The sequence below is a fragment of the Nocardia sp. GTS18 genome (assembly GCF_013839555.1).
Taxonomy (GTDB): Bacteria; Actinomycetota; Actinomycetes; order Mycobacteriales; family Mycobacteriaceae; genus Nocardia; species Nocardia rosealba.
Map to the genome: position 1 here is coordinate 1 of NZ_JACBIU010000025.1, position 26484 is coordinate 26484.

12 protein-coding genes are annotated in these 26484 nt (G+C 66.3%); 4 read left to right on the forward strand and 8 right to left on the reverse strand.

Annotated features, from left to right (window positions below; all coding sequences use genetic code 11):
• Positions 1–159: 159 nt before the first annotated feature.
• Positions 160–10482 (forward strand): toxin glutamine deamidase domain-containing protein, encoded by a 10323-nt coding sequence (locus tag HYG95_RS18500; RefSeq protein ID WP_220139580.1) that lies wholly within the window; start codon positions 160–162, stop codon positions 10480–10482.
• Positions 10472–11422, forward strand: coding sequence for a hypothetical protein (locus HYG95_RS18505; RefSeq protein WP_181699404.1), 951 nt, complete (start codon positions 10472–10474; stop codon positions 11420–11422). The genes HYG95_RS18500 and HYG95_RS18505 overlap by 11 nt, the downstream gene beginning before the upstream one ends.
• Before the next feature lie 83 nt (positions 11423–11505).
• Here HYG95_RS18505 and eccCa read toward each other — a convergent pair whose 3' ends face one another.
• The 3 genes from eccCa to eccD are packed head-to-tail and all read right to left on the reverse strand — an operon-like array spanning position 11506 to position 18494.
• On the reverse strand, positions 11506–15558 hold the full coding sequence (gene eccCa, locus HYG95_RS18510; RefSeq protein ID WP_181699407.1) for a type VII secretion protein EccCa: 4053 nt from the start codon (positions 15556–15558) through the stop codon (positions 11506–11508).
• Between the two features lie 15 nt (positions 15559–15573).
• The gene (mycP, locus tag HYG95_RS18515; RefSeq protein ID WP_181699410.1) at positions 15574–17022 is read right to left on the reverse strand and encodes a type VII secretion-associated serine protease mycosin; all 1449 of its coding nucleotides are present in this window, start codon (positions 17020–17022) and stop codon (positions 15574–15576) included.
• Positions 17019–18494: a type VII secretion integral membrane protein EccD gene (gene eccD / locus HYG95_RS18520; protein WP_181699412.1), complete on the reverse strand. Its 1476-nt coding sequence runs from the start codon at positions 18492–18494 to the stop codon at positions 17019–17021. The genes mycP and eccD overlap by 4 nt, the downstream gene beginning before the upstream one ends.
• A gap of 151 nt (positions 18495–18645) precedes the next feature.
• Here eccD and eccA point away from each other — a divergent pair, with 151 nt between their 5' ends.
• Both eccA and eccE read left to right on the forward strand, forming a co-directional pair.
• On the forward strand, positions 18646–20475 hold the full coding sequence (gene eccA / locus HYG95_RS18525) for a type VII secretion AAA-ATPase EccA (RefSeq protein ID WP_181699414.1): 1830 nt from the start codon (positions 18646–18648) through the stop codon (positions 20473–20475).
• A 105-nt stretch (positions 20476–20580) separates the two neighbouring features.
• Entirely contained in the window at positions 20581–22344 is a 1764-nt protein-coding gene (gene eccE, locus HYG95_RS18530; protein WP_370465841.1) for a type VII secretion protein EccE, read from the forward strand.
• Between the two features lie 69 nt (positions 22345–22413).
• Here the strand turns inward: eccE and eccB are convergent, their stop codons facing one another.
• From eccB to HYG95_RS18555, 5 genes are all read right to left on the reverse strand, one after another.
• Positions 22414–23913, reverse strand: coding sequence for a type VII secretion protein EccB (gene eccB, locus HYG95_RS18535; protein ID WP_181699417.1), 1500 nt, complete (start codon positions 23911–23913; stop codon positions 22414–22416).
• A gap of 98 nt (positions 23914–24011) precedes the next feature.
• Positions 24012–24323, reverse strand: a complete 312-nt coding sequence (locus HYG95_RS18540) for a WXG100 family type VII secretion target (RefSeq protein ID WP_181699419.1) — start codon at positions 24321–24323, stop codon at positions 24012–24014.
• A 27-nt stretch (positions 24324–24350) separates the two neighbouring features.
• Positions 24351–24647 (reverse strand): WXG100 family type VII secretion target, encoded by a 297-nt coding sequence (locus tag HYG95_RS18545; RefSeq protein WP_181699421.1) that lies wholly within the window; start codon positions 24645–24647, stop codon positions 24351–24353.
• A gap of 93 nt (positions 24648–24740) precedes the next feature.
• Positions 24741–25532 carry an ESX secretion-associated protein EspG gene (locus tag HYG95_RS18550; protein ID WP_181699423.1) on the reverse strand — a complete coding sequence of 264 codons (792 nt, stop codon included), beginning with the start codon at positions 25530–25532 and terminating at the stop codon, positions 24741–24743.
• The gene (locus HYG95_RS18555; RefSeq protein WP_181699426.1) at positions 25529–26479 is read right to left on the reverse strand and encodes a PPE domain-containing protein; all 951 of its coding nucleotides are present in this window, start codon (positions 26477–26479) and stop codon (positions 25529–25531) included. The genes HYG95_RS18550 and HYG95_RS18555 overlap by 4 nt, the downstream gene beginning before the upstream one ends.
• Positions 26480–26484: the final 5 nt, after the last annotated feature.

A 26484-nucleotide genomic window follows, 5' to 3' on the forward strand; every position in this document is an offset into this window, starting at 1 on the left:
GCCGACTCCGGCGGCGACCAACTCCAAGCCGCCAAACTCAACTTCTACATCGCCGGCGCCTGGCTCCTCACAGAACTCGCCTGGGCCGCCGCCGCCGGACCCGGCGCACCACTAGCCCACGCCATCGTCATCGCCCAAGCCCGAAAACTCTTCACCTGGATGGGCAACCGCCTCGCCAGAGCCATCGCCCACACCATCACCACCAACGTCACCGAAGAAGTCCTCGAACGCATCAGCGTCAAACTCGTCTACGAAACCGTCCAAGAATCCCTCGTCGAACTCGGACAAGGCACCAGCCAAGAACTCGCCGTCCAACACATCCAGAACACAACCGGCCACATCAACGGCTACGACTGGAAAGCCGTCGGACTCAACGCCGGCATCTCCGCCATCGCCGGCGGCGTCGGCGGCGCCACCGGCTTCGGCCTCGGCCGCAAACTCCCCACCACCAACGGCGGCTTGACAGGTGCCCGCAACGGCGCCACCACCGGCGCAGGCGCAGGCCTCGCCGGAGCCACCGCCGCCTACCTCGCCACCGGCGCCTTCACCGGCCAATGGGACTTCGACCCACGCTCCTTCACCGGCGGCGCCGCCTCCGGCGCCGGCCCCTCCGCCATCCACGGCTACCGCGGACACACCGACAACGCCGGACCCATGAACTACACCGGCAACACCACCCGCGCGGGAAACCCCAGCCCTACGAACAACACCGAAACCAACACGGGCAACGGCAACGGCGCAGGATCGGGCACCGCCGGCACCACGAACGACACCGACACCACCGATGCCAGCGCCTCATCTACAGCCGATCCCGCCGAATCCGTTCAGAACTCGTCCTCCACATCACATACCAGCCAACCCGCCGAACAAGCAGCCACCGTCCCAGCCGGACTCGGCACAGACGCCGCGACCGAACCATCCATCGCTGCCGGACCCACCGCCGAGTCCATCCAATCCCCCACGGTTACCCCACAAATCGGCACAGCATCGGCCGAGACCACCACAAACCCCGTCGCAGGCGACTCGCCCACCCATCCAGCAAACGAGACGACCGGTTCCGGCTCGCCAAGCGGCACGACGACGGAACCGGACAACGGCGCTCCCACCTCGCCGGGCGTGACGGCCGAATCCTCTGTCACCAGCGACGTCGGAGACTCGGCACCGACGACCACCAGCGGTGCGATGCCCGCCACGGGCGTCGATTCCACACCGGTTCAGGCCGATACACCCTCGTCCGCAGAACCGAGCACGCCCACTGCGACAACAGCGATCAAACAGAGTTCCACACCTCAGGTCGGCGCACCGCCCGCAGCAACGGTCGCAGGGTCGACGCAGACGAACTCTCCCGCAACGCCCACACCCAGCGGCGGATCGGCCCCCGAGGCACGTATTCGACGCAGACCATCCCGCCCGGGCGTCACTCCCGATACCACGCCGAACCCGATACCAGCGTCCACCGTCGACTCAGCGTCGCGTGGTGGACGGGTGCCGGAACCGCTCGCGGGAGCGAACACCACCCCGATCGACGTCCCTCTGCAGGCACAGGCGACGGAAATCGAATCCCCCACCAGCTCGTCCGATCCCGCGATCATCGACGACACCGAGAATCGCGTCCCGCCGACGCCGCCCACCACCACACCACGATCAGAACCGGCTACGACGCCCGAACCCACAGCTCCACCCGGTGCAAGGGTCGAACCAGCCGACATACACGTACCTGCCCACGGCCGAATCGATGACGACGGCGCCGGCCGAGCGGAACAACCGAACCCCGACGATCATCGAACACATCGGGCCGAGCGAAACCAGCTCGACGACAACGTAGCCGGAGATCGTCGTACCCCTGAACCGGGCACGACTCCATCCCAACCCGCCCGACCGGAGAGCGGCGGCCTGCCAGATCCTGCGCGCGCGGACACACGCATCGAACCCAGCCTCCACTCGATCCGATTCGATCTCTCCGAACAGACACTGCGTCGTGTCGAATCGCTTGCGCGAGAACGTGACCAGCTGATGGATACGATGCGCACCGAGTCGGCGCTCGCCTACGACGATCCGCGCATCCAACAGGCCGCGGTCAAGACCGCGGCGGCCGCCGCACTCGCAGGCGCCGACTATCTCACCGCGATCGGTGCGGAGTTGGTGACCGAGCGCGTCGCGCTGCTGCGTTCCGAGCCGACCCGGATCCTGCTTCTCGCCAACGGCGACATCCCGGACCGATCACGGATGCAGCAATTGCTTACCAAAGCTCTGACGAGCAGCCCAGAGTTGTCCGCCGCGCTGGCACGTCCCGACACCCGGGTCGAATTTCTCCGCGTCCTGCTCGCCGATTCGGCAGCTCATATCCGAGTCCTCCGCACTGAGACCGCCGCCGACGTGGCGGCCTGGATCGAGGCCGGGCCACTGTCGAGTGCCGACCCGGATGCGAGTCACGCCGACGCGGTCGAGAATCTGGTCAGCCAACGCGACGCGCTCAATCACGAGCGTCACCTGCAACGGATCAAGCGGGACGAGCGGGCCGAACGCTTCGGGATCGATGACCCCGCGCAAGCCCTGAGCGCGAGCAATATCGAGACGACCATTCGCCGGCTGTCCGACAGCATCGTCGGTCGCGAGTACGTCGGTGCGCGAGTGGACCTCGACGACTACACCGTCGCCGAGGAGGTCTCGGAGGAGACCTTGATCGACCGGCGCAAAGAGATCGCCAAACTTCAGGCGGCCGCGTGGCGAGTGGTCAAACTGGACTGGGACTGGTCGGCTTACAGCCGACGGATCTTCGAGTCGACCGGCGAAACCAACGACACAGCGATCTCCCCCTCGGTGCTCACGGAACTGGATGCCCTGGCCCTGGCGCGGGTCGAGGCCACTGTTGCCGTCGAACCGTACCGGGTCATGCGCGACGACATCACAGCCCGACTGGCCGAGGACAACATCGGGCCGCTGGGACGTCAGCACCTCACCGAGCTGCTCGCCGAGGCCACGCACCGAGTCGAACTGGCCGAGAACGCGATCGGCCGCGTTCTCGACCAGATGTCACTGCTGCGCGGTGCGGGCCGATCCGAGGTGCTCGAGCAGGGCGGTCGGATGCTCACCGAGCGCGTCGGCCTCGTCCCCGGTGAGACCCCACGCCTGATCGTGTTCGCCGCCCGCGAGGCATCGGACACCCCGCTGCACGAGTTGGACACAGCCCTCGAATCGGCCCTCCTCCGGTCCCCGGCGGCGGCGATCGCATTTCGTACGCCCGCCACGAGTATCGAGTTCAAGCGCGTACTCGCCGACGACAACGGCGGGTGGCGACTCGCCGACGTGCCGTCCCCGCAGCGGCTCATCGCCGAGCCACAACGAACCCGCCTCGCCCAGCACATGCCCGCGACGATCGTCGGCTGGCTCGACGCCACCGGCAATCATCGGTTCGTCGACGAGACCAAGCCGTGGACGACGGGCCACAGCCGCGAACCGGAGTGGTTCGGCGACGGCAAGGAACGCGACCCGACCAAGGAGCCGCCGAAGGGAATCACCGGCTGGGCGATGGATCCGCTCCAGACGTCGGTGCTCGGCAATTTCGAAACGCTCCCACCGGGACACGTATTCACCGAGCTCACGCCTGCCCTGCCGGGCGCGCCGGATCACTTCGAAGTACCGATGGATGTCTACTCGTCACCCATCGACGGCCTGCTCTACAACGCCGCCCGCCTGGTGCTGGAGACGGTCGGCGTGTTCGCGGGAATGCGGCTGCGTCGCGATCCGCTCAATCCCGCGCGACTGATGGTCACCTTCAAATGGCACCGTCAGCTGAGTTGGTTCGCACGCAGAACCAACCCCGACTACCGGCCGCCCATCGATGTCCAGCCGCGTATCCATCAGTGGGACGCAGCCGAGCACGCCACGGTCCTCGATCCGCCGTCCATCCCGCTGCAAGAGCGCGAGCGTGCGGAACAACAGGCATGGGCTCGTGTCCAGGAATGGGCGGATACGGAATATCGTCGATTCCGTGCCGGCGATCACGACATCGATCGCATCGTCGCCAACCTCGCGGCACGCGACGAGGATTATCGAATCCGGCACGCGGACAAGGTCATCGACAAAGTACAGGCGACCATCGCACGGCTGAATCCTGACTTCGGCCGAGCCAACGACGAAACCCTCGCGAAACTCACCGACTGGGTCGCCGAACAACTACACGAGGACTTCCGCGAGCAAGCGCCGGACATCGTCGACGCCATCGTCCATCGCGAAACGAGTATCGCCGGTACGGTTGCCGATCGCCTCGCCGGGTCGACCTTCTCGCACAGCGAGATCACGCAGATCAAGAACTATCTGATGCGCGATCTGCATCTGGCGATCGATCGTCGTACCGGAGATCCGGTGCGGCAGCGAATGGACGCCGTCGCGGATATCGCGGAAGCCTGGATTCGGCTCGCGTACGGCGTACCGGTGGACGAGGACATCCTGCTGCTCCGCAACAGCTCGGCCGGCAGCCGGTATCTCGCCGAGAACCCGGACGCGCTGTGGCGCGAGGCTGATCGGCACGCCATCGGTCAAGGCTTCGACTGGAACAACCATCGTCCGCCTGCCGCGCCGTGGCGCATCGACATCAAATACGCGCCTCAACCGCTCGAGGCCCCGAGTTCACCACTCCCCCTCTCACGGCGGGCTACCGCACCGGATCCGACACCAGCGATCCCGTCCGAGCCCGGGGCGAGACCGACAGCGTCGATATCCGGCCTCCTGGCGCGGGCCGAGGCGGCCGAAGCCGAGCAGCGCAGGGCCGCCGCCCGAATTTCCGAGATCGCCGCTGCGGTAGCCGGTCCGGTGACACCGGGCCCGAGCCCGCGCACACTCGGTCGCAGTGTCATCGACCACATCGATGCCGAGCTGACGCGCCCGGAACCGGAACCGAACACCGTGCCGACCGGCCCGGACGACATGGTGCGCTCGGTCTGGGAGCGCTTGGCGCGCGACCGGGAGCACGAGCGCCTGGCAGGCGTCCGGGCCGATGTCGAGCAACAGCTCACCCGCTACCTGGATGCACGCGCCGCTGAACGCGAGCTTCGTCGTCAACTGCACGACGTCGCCGCAGGCGAGGCATTACGGGCAGCCGGCGCACGGGTGCTTGCCGACCGGATCGGCATCATCGACGGAGACGTCCCTCGCGCGCTCGTCCTGAGCACGAACTCCGCAACCGAGCCCCTCGTAGACGACCAAGGCTGGCGGGGACTCACAGACGCCGACACCGAGATCACTTTCAAGCGGGTAGTACTCGACGACGCGGGACGACCACACCTGGTCGATTGGCAGGTGCCGCGCGAGGACGGACGGTATCGCACCGCCAATGAGCGCCTCGACGTCATCGAAGGAAGCGCGCGCCGCCGGATCGACGAGATCGCGCTTACCGCAACATCTTCCGTCAGGCAATTCGTGGTCGATCCCGCGTTCGCAGAGCGGATCGAAGAGGCTCGACAGCAGGCGATCGCCCAACTCGCGGCCGCCCGCCAGTCGGCCGTGTCGGAAATGGCCGAAGGCCCCGATGTCCGGCCTGTGCAGGCAGGTGCGCATCTGACCGCCGAACTTTCCGACGTCGTACACGAATTCACCGCAACGGTCGCACAGGAGCAACAAGCCCACGAGATTTCTCGCGCACCGGACGCCACCTGGTTCTACGGCACCCCGCGTCCGCACACGACCTCGCCGCAGGTCGCCGCGACGATCACCGACCAGACCGCCCAGGCCGCCCGGGCGATACGGCGCGCGAAGTCGGCCGCTGACGCACTCACCGGGATTCACAGCGCACTCGACAACGGCGCTACGGCAACCGGGCCACGCGTCACCCGCGACCGGATCGATCAGCACATCGAGACGGCGATCGCCGCAGCGCGGGAAGCAGTCGGCCGCGACGGTGCACCGCAGGCCGACCAGATTGCCCTCTATCAGGAAATCCGCGCCCTCAACTCGCTGAAAAGAGCAGCGGCAAAGCATCTCTCGACCTACCTCTGGGCGCGCGCCGAAGCCCAACGATTGTCGGACGCGGCCACTGAACTGGCCATCGCCGATGTCCTCGCCGCGGCAGGCGTCACCCAGGCTGTCCAAGGGATCGGTGTACTGCCGGGGGCGCCCGGCCGCATACTGGTCACCTTCGAGGGAGCCGATCCACACCTGAGCGCCCTGTCGGCCAAGGACCATCGGCAACGACTAGCACGCGGTGAACAGCTTCTTTTCCAACGTGTCTTCGTCGACGAACACGGCCAGGTGCATGTCGTCGACGCCGAGCTTTGCGGCGGCACACGCGACGATGGACTCGATACTCCGGTCAGAGGCCCGAACTCGGGCGGGTCGCCATCGATCACCCACACCGCTGTGGCCGTGACACCCACGGCCCCTGCGGTGATCACCGGTCCGCACTACGACATCATCCGCGGGCCGACCAACGACGACGCAGCTTTCGAACTGCGCATCCGGCTGCGACTCGAGCTGGATCCGTCCGAGTCCGGCGAACTGGCCCAGTCGATCGTGGACGCGGCCCAGAGCATCGTTTTCGGGCCCGGAAAATGGTATTCACCACTCACTGGCGAGCCCTATCAGTTCACTCTGGACCCGGTCGATTCGCCCACCGCGCACCTGCGCCTCGGTCTACCTGCCGAGACGACCGATATCGGCGACGCCGCGCGGCTGCTCGCAGTCGCCCTACGCGATCACCTCGGCCTGCCTCCGACAAGCTCCATGTCGAATGGGCTCACCGTCGACGAGGGTGATGTCGAGGCACTGACGAGGGAAGCCCGGTTGGGCGGCCTCCGGCTGGCGGTCCCGGACGCCCACTACGCGTTCATGACCACCAGGGGGCGAGAAACGCTGGCGCCACTGGAAAGTCGGTCCCTGCAGGCCGCGCTGGAACAGGCGGCTCGCGTACCCGAAGGCGGATATGTTCGTGGGTTCGATCCACGAACCAGCGCGGTTGCCGACCTGATCAACCCTGGCGGCGACACCGCGCCCGGTCGCGGCGGCAACTGCTGGGCAGTTGTGGCGTCGGCGTTGCTGACTTTTCTCGGTGATCCGCAAGTCGCGCCGCCCGTGCGCGGCGACAGGGCTGCCGGGACCGCGGCCACAATGGCTGATTGGTTACGCGCGGGCCTCATGTCATGGGGCAACCGAGAAATCGACCCGTCTTCGTTCGAGATGCTGCAGCGACAAGTAGCCGAACTCGGGCCCGGTTCCGCCGCACCAGTGTTCGTCGGTTGGCAGGACACGGACCAGGACGGCAATCTGGAGTACCGCGCGGACGGAACCCCCGTCCTCATCGGCCACGCCCTCCTCGTTGTATATCCCCTCGACGCGCCCCATCCGGTGTGGTGGTGCCCGCAGGAACAAGCCACCTGGGATCGGCCCCCGAGCAAATACGTCGAGAACGCGCGAATCCTGACCGCCATTCCGCTACTACCCGATGGGACAGCCGCACTTGAATACACCGATCCGAACGCCGGAGGAAGCCCAGCAGTACATTATCCGAGCTCTGCGGCTCACCGACCCCGTGTCGGTCTACCCGTTCGAGTACGGCTGGATAGCGACGTTGGTACTGCCGACCCCGGCGGACCCACTGGACATGCCGGCCGGAACTCCCCGATTCATTCTGAACTCCCGAACCGGAGTGATCACCAGCCTTCCGAGCTCGGCGAAGAATCCCTTGATCGACCGATACATCGAGGCGATGAAAACTGGGGCACCACTACCCGGGCACCAGCTGTACCCACCGCTCACGCGGATACACCTGCAACTGACGTCCAACGAAATAATGCAGGTCCGCTACCTGATCCGGCTTCAGTCCCTGTCCGAGGACAGCGCACCGGCCCCGGGATACCTGCTGACGATCGACAAGCTGGACTCGGAATACAGCCCGACGTCGCTTCTCGACACTCGAGCAGCGGATTGGATTCTGGAGCAGCGAGCCCGGACGGGCGACTGGCCGGAGACGGGCGTACTGGAGATCTAGATTTTGGCGATCAATACGCGCCGGCCGAAGATACAGCCGATCGGCACGACCTCGCCCCTGGCGCCTCACCCCTGCCCGATATAGCCGGAACCCGGGAGTTCGGACCGGGACGCATAGCGCCGTTGGAAACGGCGGCATATCAGGAAGCGGTGGAGCGAACAGCGGGCGGTAGAGCCGGATTCGATCCGCGGTCCGATCCGGTGCCGATCAACGACGGTGGCATGTCGGTTCCGGGTCGCTTCACCAACTGCGTCGAATGTGTGATGGCAGGCCTGTCGTCGTTCTTCGGACGACCGACAGTCGCCTTCCCTCGTGAGATCCAGCTCCGCTCGGACGGCACCCAGGGCTACACCAGCGGGGAGAGTCCACAGCGGGTCGCGCAATGGGTCGGCGCGGAGCTGCTGCACTTCGACCCCGCGCTCGATGTCACCGAGCACTATCAGCAATTGCACGACCTGATCACCGAACTCGGGCCCGGCTCCGCCGCATTCGTCGCCACCCGCTGGCAACGGATCGACGGGGCCGGCCGGCGGGCGTTCCGGTCCGACGGCAGCCGAGTTCTCAAAGGTGGACATGCCAGTACCGTCGTGTTCCCGCTCGAAGCCGACGGCCCGGTGTGGTGGGATCCGCAGTCGGGTGCCACCGACGACCATCCGTCGGCGAAGTTTCTCTCCGATGCCGGCCAACTACGAGTCATCGTCCTGCGACCCGACGGGAGCATCTACCGTGCCGAAACCGATCCGAACCGAGGCCGAAGCCGAGACCTACCTGTCGACAGCACTTGGCCACGGCCGGAAATGGCAGCTCGTCCCGGCGGAGTTCGGCTGGATCGCCTCACCGGAACCGACGGACCAGGAACTCGCGGACGAGGAGTACATGAGCCTACCGATGCTGGTGCTGGACAACCGGACTCGGCAGATCCTCCAGTATCCGAGTTGGTCGGAGCGAGCGGTGGCCGAGAGTTACCGAGAATCGATGAGATCGGGTATGCCGCCGACCGGGGTGCAGATCTACCCGCACCGCGTCCGGTTGCGTCTGACACTGCGGCGACACGATCCGGCCGAGCTGGAATACCTGATCCGGGTCGAGTCCCTGGAGTCACCGAAGGCACCGGTGACGGAGTACTCGATGCTGATCGACCAGCGCACCGGTCATCACCGACCGACATGCGAGGAATCGGCACACGCGGCAGCGTGGATACGCATGCGGAACCACAGCGAGAGCAGTTGGCCGACCCACGGGACAGTCGTGTACTGAGTCCCCTCGTCGCCGAAGCCCACGCACAGTACGGATCAGACACCGAAGCCGCCCGCCTGGCTGCCCATCTGGGCACAGACGTCCTGGCACCGACAGCCCGCGCATGGACCGACGAACATGGCCGCGTCTACACCAGCGGCTTCGAGATCGACTCGACCGGCAACCGCCGCCCGCGCATCCCACCCGATGGCCAATGGATAACCCATCACCCCGACGGCACAACCACACGCACCACCACTGACGGCTTCGCGCCCAGAACCCCTGCGACGGACCGCTCGTCACTCGACCCGAACAGTGCCCGTGAGCGCGGTTGGCGCGACCGCTTCCGCAGTCGACCCGGGTCTGCACAGGATGCCTCGACCGAGACTGCCACGACAGACCCCCACCAGCCCTCGCCCGCCGCCACACCTGAGCACCCGAGCCGCGAGTCGAGCACCTCGCAGTCGGTCGCCGAGCCGACGAATGCGACGCAGCAGCCACCAGCCGATGTGCCGTTCACCCTGTCAGCGGCGCCGACCGTCGCCGAATCGGCGGCTGTGGACTACGTCGCACCCGACCTCTCCGCGATGCCGCCGCTGCGTGATTTCGTCGAGGGATCGAGCGACGACGAGCTCATGAGCATCCTCTCCGCGATGAACGGCCGTTACGGGCCCTTCGACGTGCGGATCGATGAAGCCGAATATCATGATGTCGCCAACCTCCCCACTATGGAGGCTCGATTCGATGTGAAAGCCACGGTCCACGACCCCGAATCCGGGAATATCGGCAGAATCGAATACTTCATCTATCTCAACGACGATGGAGAACTAGTCCTCTTCCACCAGCTCATCAAGCTGAACGATTCCGCTCGAGGCAAGGGGTTCGCCGGCCACTACACGCTTGCCATGAACGCATACTACCGACGCTCCGACCTGGATGTTGTCGAAATAAAGGCGGGGCTGAGCGAGGGCGGCTACGTGTGGGCCCGGCGAGACTTTCTCTTCGATCCGTCACCCAGCAAGTTGAAGAGTTCGATCCAGAATATATTGAAAAGAATTCGCTCCGTCTACCCTCGGTGCTCACCTGCGGAACAGGTGGTCTTGGATGAGATGGCGAAGCGACTCTCCACCCGTACCGGCAATATCGACCACTACCCCAAGCCGAGGGAGATCGCCGATCTGGCAGGCGACGACGGAACGCTTGGAAAGCGAATCTTACGAGGCTCCGAATGGTGGGGCAGGATCGAGTTGAACCATGGACTCTGACGACCTGGAATTCATCGCCGAGCGCGACAAGGCGATGTCGGATCATTTTGCGGACTTCGTCGAACGAAACGGTCTGAGCTCGGACCGCTCGCTGTGGCCGGAAGATCTCGAAGTGGAGTTCTTCGTCCAGCGGACGGAGCTGGAATCCACGTGGCACCAGAAGGCCGACATACGCGCCGAGCGGCGCAGAGCCTTCACCGAATCTCCCCGTGTCGCCCCGGTCTTCGACGGGCACGAAGAGGGTGGTCGCCCATTGCACCGACGCCCGCTGCTGAAGAAGCTGCACCAACCCCTTCTGAACTACCTGGAATCCGCCCCCATCATCTGGTCGGAACCAGGGTTCGGCGAGGACGAATTCGCGCCGGGCGCATTCGACGTACCGCTGAACTACCGCACCGACGGAGCCTGGATCTGGGCCGGCGCCGTCCCCCACTACTTTCGCAAGCACGGCTTTCCACCGGCCCGCGAACTCAAGCGACACATCATCGACAACGAGTTTCCCCCAATCGCCGTCGACGACGACAGACTGTCGCACGCCAGGGAAGTCGTCGCACGGCTCCGGACATCAGGAGTCGGCGTTCCGCGTCTGGCACACGTCTACGACGGACGTGGCGCCGACGGCAGGCCTGTCGCCGACCGACCACCCGTGCCCCACGAGATCCTCACACCCCTGCTGACCTACCTCGAGTCAGCCCCGATCATTCTGTCCGCCCGCAGTTTCGACGCCGATGAATTCGTCCCCGGCGACCACGATGTCCCCTTGAATTTCCATACCGACGGCACCTGGATTTGGTCCGGCGCCGTTCCGCATTACCTGCGCAAACACAGGTTCCCCCCGGAACCCGGGCTGATCCAGCACGCCATCGACCACGGATTCCGAGTCGCTGAGGTCGATGACGAGACCGCACAGCGTGCCCTCTCGGTGATCACCGAGCCATGAATTTCGCTCGGCCGCATCGCTATCCGGGCGTGCCGGGCCGCTCGGTGGCGAACTGGTTGACGGCACGTCACCTGTGCCTCTGCTTACAACGGCGGCAGATGTGCGATCTGAATCATCTCTTCCCCACGCGTACGCGAGACAAGAATGCCGCGTCCGGGCGGCAGCTTGGACGGGCGCACATCGCCGAAGATCCGCCCCTCGTCTCGTGGACCACTCATCACCAACGCGTCGACCGACATGTTCTTCATTGCACCGAGCACGCCGGCGAACAATGCTCGCGAGACACCACCGGCACGGCGGGCGATGACCAGGTGCAGTCCGATGTCACGCGCCTGGGGCAAGTACTCCAGCAAGGGAGCCAGCGGGTCTGAGGCTGGGCTGGCACCGGCCACCATGTCGTAATCGTCTACCACGACATACAACTCGGGCCCGGTCCACCAGTTGCGTTCGCGCAGTTGCTGCGGGGTGATGTCGTCGCCGGGCAGCCGGGTGCTCATGTAGTGCGCGATTTCCTTGACCAGCGTTCCCGCGGTCTGCGATGTCGACGAGTAACCGGCCAAGTGGGCCTCGTCCACCACGCCGAGCATTGTTCGCCGGTAGTCGATGAGAACTACCTTCGCGGCCTCCGGCGTGGAGTTCTCGATGATTCCCATCACGATGTTGCGCAGCAGGGTCGTCTTGCCCGATTCGACATCGGCGAAGGCCATGAAGTGCGGCTCGGTGCCGAAGTCGAGGACAAGTGGCTGCAGTTCGGATTCGCCGATGCCGACGATCACCCTGGTCGGGCCGAGCTGTATGCCATCGGCGCGGGCTCGGTCGAGCAGTTCCGCGCGCTCGATCTGGTGTGACAGCATGCGCACCGCGGGCGCCCGGACGTCGCCGTACAACGCGACGAGGTCGGCTTTCGCGCGGGCCGCTCCGTCGGACACGGTCTGCGGGTCGGAGTCCGAGTCCATGCGAGGTAGTGCGATCAGCAGGTGCAGCTGGTCTGCGGTGAGTCCTCGACCGGGACGGCCGACCGGAACCAGAACGGCTGCGCGGCGGCCCATTTCGGAATCGGACGGGTCGCCGAGCCGCAGCTCGATGCGGGTGCCGATCTGGTCTTTGACAACGGGGCGGATCTGCGCCCAGCGAGAAGCGGCGATGATCACGTGGATGCCGTAGGAGAGCCCGCGCTCGGCGAGGCCGTTGATCTGGGTCTCCAGCGACTCGAACTCCTCGCGGATCACGCTCCAGCCGTCGATGACGAGGAACACGTCGCCGAACAGGTCGTCGGCGAGCGGGTGGTCGGCGGGCAGTACCCCACCGTTCGCGGCGAGCGCGGAGAACTTCCGCCGCCGGAAGTCCGCCATCGATTCGATCCGCAGCGCGCTGAACCGTTCCTCGCGCTGGCGGGCCAGCGTGCTCAGTTCGGCGATGGTGCGCCGGACCAAGTCGACGTCCTGCCTGCCTGCCACCGAGCCCACGTGGGGAAGTCCGACCAGACCGGCCAGGCTGCCGCCACCGAAATCCAGGCAATAGAACTGCACCTGTACCGGTGAATGTGTGGCGGCCGCGGCCATGATGATGGTGCGCAGGGTGGTCGACTTGCCCGACTGCGGGCCACCGACCACCGCGATATTGCCCTGGGCGCCTGCGAGATTGAGGGTGAGCACGTCACGGCGCTGTTCGTACGGCTTGTCGATGATGCCGATCGGCATCACCAGCTGACCGTTGCGGTTGACCGGCGAACGCCAATCGGGTTCGGGCAGCAGCATGTCGACCGACGGTGATTCCTCCAGCGGCGGCAGCCACACCTCGTGCGCCGGGCGGCCATGTCCGACAAGCCTTTTCACGACGACCTGCAGCAACGTGTCCGGCACGCCCTCGTCCGGTGAAGGCGGCAGCCCGAGTGGGTCGTCCAGGTCCGCAGGTTCCGGTGCCCGTTCGGGAAGTTCCGGTAACTCGACCGGCGCACCGGTGAAAACGCGGGCGGGCAGGTCGAGAACGACCTCACCGTTGGATCGACGCGTGACGGTTCGCGGCGCGATGTAGGCGCCGGACACATAGGTCGCGTTGAATCGCAACGGGTCCGCCGAGTCGCTCTTCAGATAGGCCGAACCGGGGACGCCGGGAAGGTGATAGGCGTCGGTGATCCCGAGTACCGCGCGGGATTCGTTGGCAGAGAAGGTGCGCAGACCGATCCGGTACGACAGGTGTGAATCGAGGCCGCGCAACTTGTTCTCCTCCAACCGCTGCGAGGCGAGCAGTAGGTGCACGTGCAGCGACCGGCCGAGCCGACCGATCATGACGAACAGGTCCGCGAAATCCGGCTTCTGCGAGAGCAGTTCGGAGAACTCGTCGACCACGACGAACAGCGCGGGCAGTGGGTCGAGTGGCTGGCCTGCCGCACGCGCCTTCTCGTAGTCGTTCACATTGGCGAAGTTGCCAGCCGAACGCAGCAGCTCCTGACGACGGTTCATCTCACCGGCGAGCGCGTCCTTCATGCGGTCGACGAGTTCGAGTTCGTCCTCGAGGTTGGTGATCACCGCGGCCACGTGTGGAAGCGGGTCGAGGCCGAGGAAGGTCGCGCCACCCTTGAAGTCGACGAGCACGAGGTTCAGCTGGTCGGGCGAGTGTGTCGTGACCATCGAAAGCACCAGCGTCCGAAGGAATTCCGACTTGCCAGAGCCGGTGGCACCGATGCACAAGCCGTGCGGGCCCATACCGTTCTCGGCGGATTCCTTGATGTCGAGCTCGACCGGGCTGCCGTCGGGTGTGATCCCGATCGGTACCCGCAGCCGCTCACGGCCGGTGCGCGGCCGCCACACCTGGGCCGGGTCGATCTGGGCCGCATCCGGGATCCGCAGCAAGGCCATCAGACCGGGATCGGTCGACCCCGACGTGTTGTCGCCGAGGCTGACGATCTGGGCCGCGGTGGCCAGCCGATACCGGGCCAGGTGCCTGGCGAACGTCGCGGCCTCCTCCACGGTGACCAGATCCGCGGTGGCGAATTTCTCCGTCCCGGCGGCGCTGCGCGCGAAGAGCTCGTCCGCGACGGCCACCAGCTGCAACCCACGTCGAGCGGCCAGACCGTTCTCTGGCGCGGTCAGGTCGAAGACGGTGACCGCGTCCAGACCCGATTCGCTGATCAGACGCTCGGAGCCGCTGACATACCCGTCGTCGATGACGACCACGAGATGCGAACGACCGTCGGGCACCTGGGAGTTGCGCATGAACCGGCCACGGTCGAGGAGCTCGTCGCCCATCGCGGTCTCGAGTTCGGCGAGGGATTGATACATCATCCGCGCCGATCCCATTCCGTCCTTCACGGTGGGATGCTGCAGATGCGGCAACCACTTCGCCCAGGACCACGCGGGCCCGTCGGCCTCGGCGCACACGATGGCGACAGACAGGTGATCCGGCCCGTGGAAAGCGGTGAGCTCCATCAGCACCACCCGCATCAGCCCACGGGCGTCCTCGATCGAGCCGCCGACATTGATCGCCGGAAACGCGCGAAGCGATATCGCGGTCGGCAGCAGATGCACCACCGAATGGGTGCGCACGAAGCGTCGCAACGCCACGGTCGATACCGGCTCCAGATCCTCGAGTGGACCGGTCTCCGGGCGGGCCAGCTTGGTGGCGAGACGATGACTGCCCAGGCCGACCCGAACGTGCCCGAAATCGGGATCGTTGGGCCTGCGCTCCCACATCCGCCGGGTGCCGAGCAGCGACCGCAGGTCGGCGGGGGCCGGATGGCTCCAGATCAGGGTTTCCAGCTGCTTGTTACCCGTCCGGCGCACGTCTTTGCGGATCTGGTCGAGGTAACGGAAATAGTCCTTGCGCTCCTCGTTGAGCTCACCGGCCGCCTTCGGGCCGCCCCCGCGTCCCATGCCCGCGAACATGCCGACCATGGACATCAGCATCATCATCGGAAACATCATCATCATGGGATTGGCCAGCAGGTTGCGGCCCATCATCACGAACATCGCGAGCATGCCGACCACCGCGACGACCATCACCACCGGCATCAGCTTCAGCAGCATCGGGGTGGGAATCGGTCGCTGGATCTCCGGCGGCGGGCTCAGCGTCACTTCGCCCCCCGGTGCCCTCGGTGGTGCTATCCGTGGGCGTCTGACAAAACCTTCGGTAACCATGGTTCCCCCTCCGGGTTACGAATCAAATTCGGGCAGTTGCTCATTCGCCTGCCTACGCCGGTACGGCGCCGCGGCCGCGAAGCCGATCACCAGACCGCTCAGGCAGGCCAACGACCCGAAGACAGCGATGCGCCGAGGCCATGGGCTCTCGGCCGCGGGTGGCGGCGGCGGCACATACGCCTGCGGGCTCTGCGCGTTCGCGCTGATCGGCAGATCGGGCAACTGGTCGGTCAGTGCGGCGGTCGGATCGATGAGGCCCGCACCGATCCGGTCGTCGCGGCCCGCACCCGGCTGGTGCGCCGTCCGGACGATCCGGTCGATGACCTGCTGTGCAGTCAGATGCGGAAACCTCGCCCGCACCAGCGCCGCCAGGCCGGCGACATAAGGTGCGGCGAAACTTGTCCCCTCGATCGTGGCCGGTCCCTCCGATGTCTCGACGGCATCGACCAATCCGGTACCGCCCGGCTTGCTGTCGAGGGAAACGATCTGCCTGCCGATCGCGGCGACACCGATCCACGGGCCGTTGAGCGACAGCTCCGACGGTGCCCCGCTCGGATCCACCGACGCGACCGCGAGCACATACGGCGAGAACCAGGCCGGGCTCGCGATCGTCTTCACGCTCCCCCAGCCGGTGCCGTCGTTCTGCGCCGCACACCCACCGTCGCTCTGCACATTTCCAGCGGCCGCGACCACCACCACATTGCGCTCGTAGGCGTAACGAACGGCGGCACCGAGCGCGCCGTCGGCGGTGTCGCTACCGGCCGCCGCACAGGCGACCTCGGAGATATTGATGACCGTCGCACCGAAATCGACAGCGCGCACGACCGCCCCCGCCAGCGTGAGCACGTTTCCGTAGCCGGAGTCGTCGATGGTGCCCGGTGGCGGGTCGCCCCGCTTGTTCTTGGCCTGGTACGCGAGACTGAGCTGTCTGATGGTCAGGATCTCGGCCTCGGGCGCCACCCCGACGAAGGCGTCGTCCGGGCTCGGCCGCGCGGCGATGATGCCCGCGACCAGGGTGCCGTGACCGTCGCAGTCCACTGTTCCGTCGGAATCGGCGACATAGTCCCCACCGCTCTGCAGGGCTGGCAGACGCGGATGCCGATTGACTCCCGTATCGATGACAGCGACCTTCTGACCGGCACCTCGACTGAACTGCCAGGCCGACTCGAGGTCGAGAACACGTTGCGCGACAGGTGCTTCCTTCGGCGGTGAGCCGATCAGGCGGGGCTGAGCGCAGACCGTTCGCTGCTCCGTCGGCTCGAGCGGTGCGGCCCGTCCGCTGATGTCCTGGGCGACACCGAGCGCGGCGGAGTCGATTCCGGGCGGCAGAATCGTCGGCGACAGCGGTGCGGCGGCGGCCTGCTGTCCGCCGAGCTGCGCCACGATCGGTGTCGATGCCACGAGAAGTGCTGCCGCACAAATCATTCGCGCTCTTGTGCGGCGCGCGGGTACTCGGCGCGTCATAGATTTCGAGCGATCGAATACACATCCATGATCCACACCACCAGCGGCACCATCGAGATGATCAGGATGTACTCGAAGATCTCGATGGCGCGCTGTGTCGGCGGGGTCGCCTCGGTGTGCGGCCCGAGGACACCGAACACCACCGAGCCGATCGCGAACAACAACAGCAACCCGACCGAGGTCAGCAGCATGTCCGAGTCGCCGAGCGCCAGCGTGACGATCAGCGCGATGAAGCTCAGGCAACCGGCGGTGATCATGACGCATGCCTGGGCCAGGTCCGCGAACGAGCGGCCACGCAGGCAGAGGATCGTCGCGGTGACAACCGCCAGGGCGATTCCGGGGCGCCCCGCGTCACCGAACGGGTCGGCCGCGACGACTGCGGCCGCTGCCGCGACGAACGCGGCGGCGGCGACGATTCCGGTCTGAAAGTTGTTGGCATATCGGGCTCTTAGGCCGAGGCCGGTCGCCGAGGGCAGCACGGTCGCACCGATCGCGCCGATGCCCTCGATCGTCGGGCGCGGCTCATGGTCGGCCGGGTCGATCGCCGCGCCGGCCGTGGGGACTGGTGGGATGGGCAGCTTGGCGAAGCCCGCCGCCAGCCTCGCCGCCGCGGAGAAGAGCACAGTCGCACCGACCACGAGCCCGGCGGCGATCGAGTCGAGACTCGGCTCCCAGAACAACCGGACCGCGGCCGCAACGGCACCGAGCGCACTCACGGTCCCGGCCGCGGCGATCATCGTCGTCCCCACCCGCGCAAGGCGATAGCACCCGATCGCGGCGACGAAAGTGGCTGTGCAGCCGAGCAGAACGTGCGGCGCGCCAAGGGCTCCCGGCACGATCAGCGCGCCCGTCCCGAAAACCAGCAGCAGCGTGTACAGCACCAGCATGGCGCCGACGAACTCGGCGCCGAGCTTGCGCACAGCGATCACCGCGGCGACCAGCGAGCCGATCGCCCCACCGGCCAGCATGATCGGCGCGATCAGGTCGGCCCCCTGGCCACGGGTCAGCGCGGAAAGCCCGAGACCGGCGACGATCGCGATCGCGGCGAGGACCAAGCCGACCATCCGCGCCGCGTCCGCCGACCAGCCATGGAACACCTCGGCGGTCAGCCGGGAAACGGCATCGATGACATCGTCGAACAACGCCGGCGATTCGGTCGAGGCTACCGACCGCAACACCAGCAGCTCACCGTCGAAAACCTCTGCCTCGGACAGTGTCTGGTTGGGCGCGAGCGCGTCGCGGCCGAGCCGGGCGAGCGTGTGGTGACGCGCCTCCAACGGCGCCGCGCCGTCCTCCTGATCGGGCTGCTGCGGATCCCGGGACTCGATCAGGGCCACCAGGTCGTCGATGAATGCGATGATCGGAACATTTGCCGGTAGGCCGACGTCGAGCTGGGTGTTTCCCCCGATGACGGACACACGGCACAATTCGGGTTCGGTGGTTCCCAGGCCACCGCTCGATTGTGCTGACACTTGCTAACTACTCCCCCTGCATGTCAGGTTTGCCCGAATCGGGCAATCGTTCATAATGTATCCGACCGTTCGAGTCGGTGCACGGCCACGACGTTCGGACGCTACAGTGGCGAAAGCTACACGGGGAACAAAGATTTCGGGGGAAGCGCGGATGGCTGATATTCGCCAGGCACAACGGGCATTCGACGCGGGGGTCCTATCGCTCGGCCTGAGCATCGACGGACAGGAATCCAGCCGCGACCTCGAGTACGCGAGATTGGCATTCACGCGAGCCACCGAATGGGACGACGGAATGTGCGACGCCTGGCTGGGCCGCGCCGCCGCAGGCGAACTCACCCAGGAAGTACTCGTCAATCTGCACCGGACGAGCACCATTTCACTCAATCGCGAGCAGCGCAGGGTCGGTTTGGCGCCGCGTCAGCTCGCGGGCCGGTTCACACCCGGTCTCTACATCGACTACCCGCTGTCAAGCTTCACCGAGATCTGGCTCGCCTACGCGGCACATCTGATCGCGGACAAGCAGTACGGCGACGCCGAGCGGGTCCTCGACGAACTGGCCGCGCATCGGGCCGCGAAACCGGCCGATCCCGACAAACTCGCCGACGACCGGATCTGCGCCTACATCCGCGGCGTGCTGCACTACCAGACGCAACGCTGGTCCGACGTGATGTCGGTGCTGCCAGGATCCGCCGAATGGGACGACCCGTATCTGGCCGCGGGCGCGCACGTCATGGTCGGTTCGGCCTGTGCGCAACTCGGTTTGTTCGGTGAGGCCATCCGGCGGCTCGAGCAAGCCGAGGCGGGCCCCATTCCCGCGGCACGCACCACCGCCATGTTCTGTCGCGGCCTGTGCCTGCGGGAATCCGGCAAGGCCGAGGAAGCGCAGAAACTTTTCGAGCAGGTCTATTCGCAGGCACCGGACTTCGAGGCCAACACCGCTGCCATGCGGGACAAGACCTACCGGCTCACGGTGACCACCCGCGAGGCCCTCGAAGCGAGGACCGACAAGTGGGATCCGGCCTCGGCGCCGTCGATGTCCGATCTCGAGGACGCGCAAATCCAGGATCGGGCCAAGTCCGTGCTCGCCGAGGCGCGCGCCGAACTGACCAAACAGATCGGGCTGGCCTCGGTCAAAACGCAGGTCGCCAAGCTGCAGTCCACCGCCCAGCTGGCCCGGATCCGCGCGGAGAAGGGTTTGTCGAGTGCGCCTCGCGGACAGCATCTCGCGTTCACCGGTCCACCGGGAACCGGCAAGACCACCATCGCGCGGGTCGTCGCCAAGATCTATTGCGGCGTAGGCATTCTCAAGACCGACAAGGTCGTCGAGGCCAAGCGCGTCGACTTCGTCAGCCAGAATCTCGGCGGCACCGCGCTCAAGACCGAGAAGGTGATCGACAGCGCGATGGACGGCGTGCTGTTCATCGACGAGGCCTACACGCTCATCCAGACCGGCCTGTCCGGCGGTGACGCCTTCGGACGTGAGGCCGTGGACACCCTGCTGGCCCGCATGGAGAACGACCGCGACCGGCTCGTGGTGATCATCGCCGGCTACGACGGCGAGATCGACCGCTTCCTCGCCGCGAACGACGGTCTGGCATCGCGCTTTTCGAAGCGGTTGCAGTTTCCGTCCTACACACCGGAAGAGCTCGGTCAGATCGGTGAGGTGATCGCGGCGTCACGTGACTCCACGCTCTCCGAAGGCGCGCTCAACCGACTGGTCCTCGCCTGCCGGGATCTGTACGAAACACACAGCACCGATCAGAGCGGCCAGCCTCGCCGCGGTGTCGACCTCGCGGGCAACGGCCGTTTCATCCGCAATGTCGTCGAGGCGGCCGAGGAAGAACGCGAGTTCCGGCTCGCCAACGACGATTCCCTCGACCTGGCCGACGTCGACGACTCGGTTTTGATGCGCATCGAGGAACCCGACATGGCGGTGGCTCTGGACGGGCTGCTGGCCTCGCTGGGGTTTTCGGCGAACTAGCGCGCGGCGCACCCGCGCGGCTCGGGATCGACCTGCGCGGACACCAACTGAGATAGGCAGACGAGCGCACAGCTGTCGGTGATGCGCTCGGGTCGGGGGAGATCGGTGAGTATTCAGCAGCTGTCAGAAGACCGGACATCCCAGGAGCCGGAACCCGAGGAGCCCGGCACCGCCGGGTTGAGCTCGCAGGAGTTCTGGTTGTTTCGGCACCTACCACTGGGTTTGGTCATCCCGATGGCCCTCATCGAGGTCGCGGCATCGCTGATCTCGCTCGCGCTCGACGCGCCGTGGTGGGCGACGATGATCGTCTGCCTCGTGGTGGCCGCCTGCGGATTCGCTCCGGTGCGCGGGGTGCCGATCGGTCTGCGGATCGGCGCCTGGGTCCACTACCGGTGGCGCCGGCGCACCCGTACCATCATCGAACAGGATTCGACCTTCGACGTCCCACTACCCGACGGCGGCAGCGCCGGTGTGCGCTGGGACGGCCGATGCCTGGTCACCATGCTGCGCGTGGACTCGCCACCGGACACGCTGACCCTGCTCGACCGTGGTTCGCTCAGCACCGATCAGGTGCTGCCGCTCACCGAAATCGCCCATTGCCTACGGCAATTCGATATCGCGCTCGACTCCATCGACGTGGTGAGCACCGGGACCCGGACCACGAGCACCGACGCCGTGCTCACCGGGTACGCCGCCCAGGTGGCACCGCTGGGCCGCATGTACGACCAGATCCTCGGCCCGCTGCCCGCCATCGCCCAGCGCACCATGTGGATCGTGCTCCGCCTCGATCCGTTGGCCAACGCCGAGGCCATCGCCAACCGGGGCAGCGGACACGAAGGCACGCTGCGCGCGGCCATCATCGCGACCCTGCGGGTGACCAACCGGCTCGCGACCAACGGCATCAAGGCCGCGATTCTGACCTCGGCCGACATGAGCGTCGCGATCAGGGAACTCAGTCGCGGCATCGCGATCGACCAGTTCGACGAACACCCCGACACCCTGGAACAAGCCGACGTATTTCTGACGAGCTACCAGATCGGCGACGAACTCATCACCGCCGACGGCTTCGCGCGGGTGTGGGCGGTGCCGAGTCTGGCGACGACGGTGATGGTGCGGCTGCTGTCCGGCGACGACACCCGAGCCCGACTCGGGCAGCGGCGCAGGATGATCGAAGTGGACGCGCGAGTTCGCTACGACACCTACACCGAATTCGAGGAAGTACCGCTGGCGGGCCTGCGACCGCTGCCCCGCCGTCAGCTCTGGGCCTTGGCCGACAGCCTGCCGATCGGTAGCCGCGACACCGGGGCGGTGGGCTATCGGGGTGGGCTCGACGCGCTCGCCGACCTCAGCATCCCCACCACCGGATGCGGGCAGCTGATCGGTGCCGACAGCTCGGGCCGGGGCGTCGCCATTCCGCTGGTCGGTGTCGGCAGCCGCCGGATCGAGATCGTCGGCAACCTCTATCTGGCCCAGCAGGTGATTCTGCGCGCGATCGCGCTCGGGGCCGGTGCGATCGTCCACACGGATCGTCCGGCCGCGTGGCACACGATGGTCGCCAATGTCGGTGCGCCGAACGCTCTTACGTTGGCACCGCGCAATGCGGGTGCCCGGGTGACGCCCGCCGGCGGCGGACCACACGCGCCCGCGATCGTCATCGTGTTCGACGGTGTTCCGGCCTCCGCACCTCCCGGATCGGCGACCGTTGTGAATATCGCCCGCGAATTCACCTCGGTACCGAGGCCGGAAGTCGATGTCACCATCATCCAGGATCCTCGGTCGGCCACCACGATCACCGTGCATACCCCGGCCTCGAAGGCCACCGCCACCTTGGTCACCACGCCCACCGAGCAGTACTACCTCGGGGCCTGAGCGGTCCCCTACAGACAACAGAGCCCGTCCGGCCGGGTCGGCTGGACGGGCTCTGTTGTGTCGACGGGCTCAGCTGCCGGTGGGCAGGGAGTCGTATTTCGTGAGGGCCGACTGCTTGGACAGCGTCGCTCCCGGCACGAGCTGGCCGACGATCTCCCACGGAGCCAGCTTCGGGGTACGTCCGAGGCCGAGGACTTCGGCGGTATCGAGATCGGGGATGCCGTAACGGATCCCGTTGTCGGCGACGTAGAACAAACTGCCACGTCGCGGGCTGCCCGAGCTGATTCCCGTGATCTGGAGGAACTCGCCGGACGACGGCGGGATGTACGCACCGTCGATCCGGTCTCCGGTGCCGTCCGAGGTGGCCACGGTCACCGCCTTCGCCGAGTCCGGGAGCGGCAACCGGGTACCGGCCAGCAGTGTGACAACGGCCCGGTCGGCGGGCGCCTCGGTGGCATCCGGGGCTTTGGTCGGGATCGCCTTCGCCTTCGTCCACGACAGGCAAGCCACCGGAGCGTCCTCCGCCGTGAGAATCTTCGGAATCTCGTCGGGGAACTCGTTCACCGGCAGTCCCGACACCGTCGCCATGCCATCGAGGATGTCCGGCGGCATCGATTTGATTTCCGACATCCCTTGGGAATTCGCGTTCCTGATCACCTGCGCGGTGAACGGCGAGATCCGCTGCACGCCACCGGCCTGCACGACATACAGCGCTTCCCCCTCCGCGGTGGACACCTTGATCACGCCACCGATCGGCACGTCGCTCAACCTGCCCGGCCCCGGCTGACCGGCCAGCGCGATATTCGGCGGGGTCAACACGGGCACCTCCCGCGCGGCATCGAGCAGCCCGGTGCTCACCGCCCGAGGCTGATACTCCGAAAGCCGCAGCGTCCGTGCGACCGCCGTGTTCTTCGTGTCGATCTCGGCGCGCTTGCCGTCGTAGATCAGGTAGGTCTTGTCACCCCGGCTCACCAGTAGCGTCGCCGCCGGATCCGCCTCGCGGATCACCGCGTTCACGTGCGGCCGGCCGGCAACCAACGTGGTCACCACACCGGGCGAGGAAATCGCGCTACCCGACTTGGACAGCTGCACCGTGTCGCACAGCGTCCAATCCGATCGTTCGCTCTGCTTCGAACCGGGCAGCGCCCCCGGCGCACCCGGCAAGCCGAGAATAGGCCCGCGTGGCGCCGAATCCAGCTTTCGATCCTTCACCGAAGTAGGCGTTTCACTACTCCCGGTGATCAACCGGGCCGACGCCAGATTCAGCACCGGATGAAGCGCGGTGATGTTCTTGTTGTTGTCCCGGACAACAACATAGAGCGCACCACTGTCCTTCCCCATGACGATATTCGCATCGCCGATCGCGCCCTGCGGCCGCAGAAACGCCATGATCGCCGCCCCGGCGACGATCAGCAGTGCGAGGATCGCACCGGCCACCAGTGAGCGCAACTGAGAACGCATGGGGTCGTGCAGCATTCGCACATCACGCCGGATCAGGGCATGGTCCAGCCTGCGCAATAAGAAGCGGTAGCCGTTGACCTGCGCGCGGGTGGTCAGCTGGGCAGGCACTGTTCCTCCAATGAACTATTCGAACCGGTGCACAGTAGTCGCCGATATGGCTAGGCACCCCTTTCGGTTGTTCGAAAGGGGTGCCTAGCCGATGGCCGCTACTGGATGAACCAGTCACCGACCTTCTGGTCGGTGGTGGTCGCGTTCTGCAGCGCGGTCTCCACCTTGTTCGCCAGGTCGGTCAGCTGAGCCGCGGTGTCGCTGAAGTCGGTCTTCCAGACCTGGTACACGGTGTTGAAACCGGTGAAGGACTCACTGGTCTCGCCGGAATTCGGATCGATCCAGGCGTTCTGCATCTCGGTGTAGCCGTGCTCCATCTCGCCCGCGACGGTGTTCAGCTTCGTGACCTCGTCACGAAGCGAAGTGATCAGCGGGTTGATGTAAGTCGGGTTATAAAGCTGTTCGGACATGATTGCCTCCGTTTATAAAGTTTGCGATTAGACTTTGAGAACTGTGAACTCTGCGGCGTTGGCCTGGTTCATCTGCGACAGGCCCTGGGTGCCGCTCTGAACTGCCTCGTGGATCGCATCGAGCTTCTGGTTCAGATCCGCGGACTCCTGGTTCCACTGGGTGGACACCTTGTCGAACTGAGTCTGCGCGTCACCCACCCAGCCGGGCCGTGACGCTTCGATAGACGACGTGATCTCCTGCAACGTCCGACGGACGGACGCGATAGAGGTCTCCATTACATTGGCTGCCGCGACAGCCTTCACTTCATCCTGAAACTGAGCCATGAAAGGCACCTTCCTGAAAGTGTTCCGGACCTTCCGGACCGATTCGCCGAATTCGGCAGCACCGGCTTCTACTTCTGGTGGAGAAACCCTGATCTAGCTGGGCATCCACCTCCCCCCCGGCAGAGATTCGACCAACCCCGCAATCGCCTGCGCGACCCGGTGATCGGTCCCAGGCGTGACGGTCGACCACGCCTGCTGGTCCGGGGCTGAACCGGGAGCGGCCGCGATGCGGCCCTGCGCGGTGTCGTAGACGACAACGGCTCCCGGAGAACTTGTGGTGGCGCCGTCCTCGTGCGCATAGGCAACGATTTCGGCGTATGAACGGCACGAACCAAATGCCAACCCGTATGCCGTGGCGTCACGTCCCTGCACTCCGAGGGCGTATACCGCGTCGGCGTAGTCGGATGACTCCGTCGCACCGTCGAGTCGTTCGGCGACCTCGGCCGCCGGTGCGCTGAAACTCGCCACCTGGGCGGCGTCACAGCGGCCGAGAGTGTCCAGGATCGGGCGCGCGAGCGCGGCCCCCGATCCGTCGCTCCAGATCGAGCTGATCTCGAAGTGGTCACCGCGCCGGATCGCGAACGCATGGTGCTCGCCACGCCGGACCAGACACATCCGCACGGTTTCGCCCTCGCCGTAGACACGGACGACCAACTCGCGTTCTGGATTGGCGAGTGCGGTCAGCGCGTCGCTCAGCTCGAGCGCGACCTCGCCGTAGGCGTCGATCGAACCATCGGCTTTCAGCTCGACGGACGCATCTTCGCGTGCTTTCAGCAGTTCGTCGTATGTCTCCCACCGCGGCCATACCGCGAGCACGGTGGGCAATGTCTGCACGCCGAGCCGATCGGTCAGCGTCAGCAGCCCGTCGGTGGTCAGAGTCGTCACGCGCTCGCCTCCTGCGCCGGTGCGGCTGCCTGCTGCACGTTGGCCGCGGAACCACCGAGCACGGCGGGCGCGGCTTGCACTCCGGCGTCGACGAAATCACCCTCGCCCGCCGACAACAGACCTGCCCGGCTCGTGTGCTCTTCTTCCGCCTTCGACGCCGCTATGGCGCCCGGTGCCATCGGCACCGAACCCTGCGGCACGGTGACGGGCTGAGCAGTAGTCACCGGTGCGGCGACCGAGGTCACCCCGGCGGCAACCATCCGGCCACGATATGCCGTCTGCCGCATCGGAACCGACAGTGCGCCGAGGCCGAGCGGCATGGCGATGCTGCCGGTCGAGGTGGGTGTCGTTGTCGCCGTGGTTGTTTCAGCGTGCAACGCGTCGGCTGTCGCGATGACCGGCGGCTGCGGCTGTTCCCATGGTGTCGCCAACGGCTCGGTGACGAGCTCGTAGGTCCGCATCACCCGCGCGGCTGTCGCCTTGGCGATGTCGGCTTCTCCGTCGATCTGCGCGGCCTTCGCCAGCATCGGCGCGCCGAGGGTGGCACTCACCGCTTCCAATGCCTGCTGTGCGGACTGGATCGCGGCGATCGCGCCTGCGTCAGGCATCGCCAACCTGGCCACCTGGTGGGCGGCGGCGTGTGCTTCCGCTTGCGCGGCGTTCGACGCGGCGGCGGTCGCCATGTCGAGGAACCAATGCCGCAGCGCGGAAATCTTCTCGACCGTTGCTCTGGCTCCGTCGGACTGCCACGCACCGTCGATACCGCCGAGAATCTTCTCGAATTCCACCACCGCGAGTCCGAGACCGGCGCCGAGCCGCGCCCACGCCAATCCTGTCTCGGCCGGGGTCCGTGCGCCTGCCCCGGTGGACAAGTCCCGGGAAAGATCCTGAGGCGACTTCGCCTCCCAGACCTGGCCGGTGAAACCCGGGGGTGCCGGTTCGAGCATCAGCG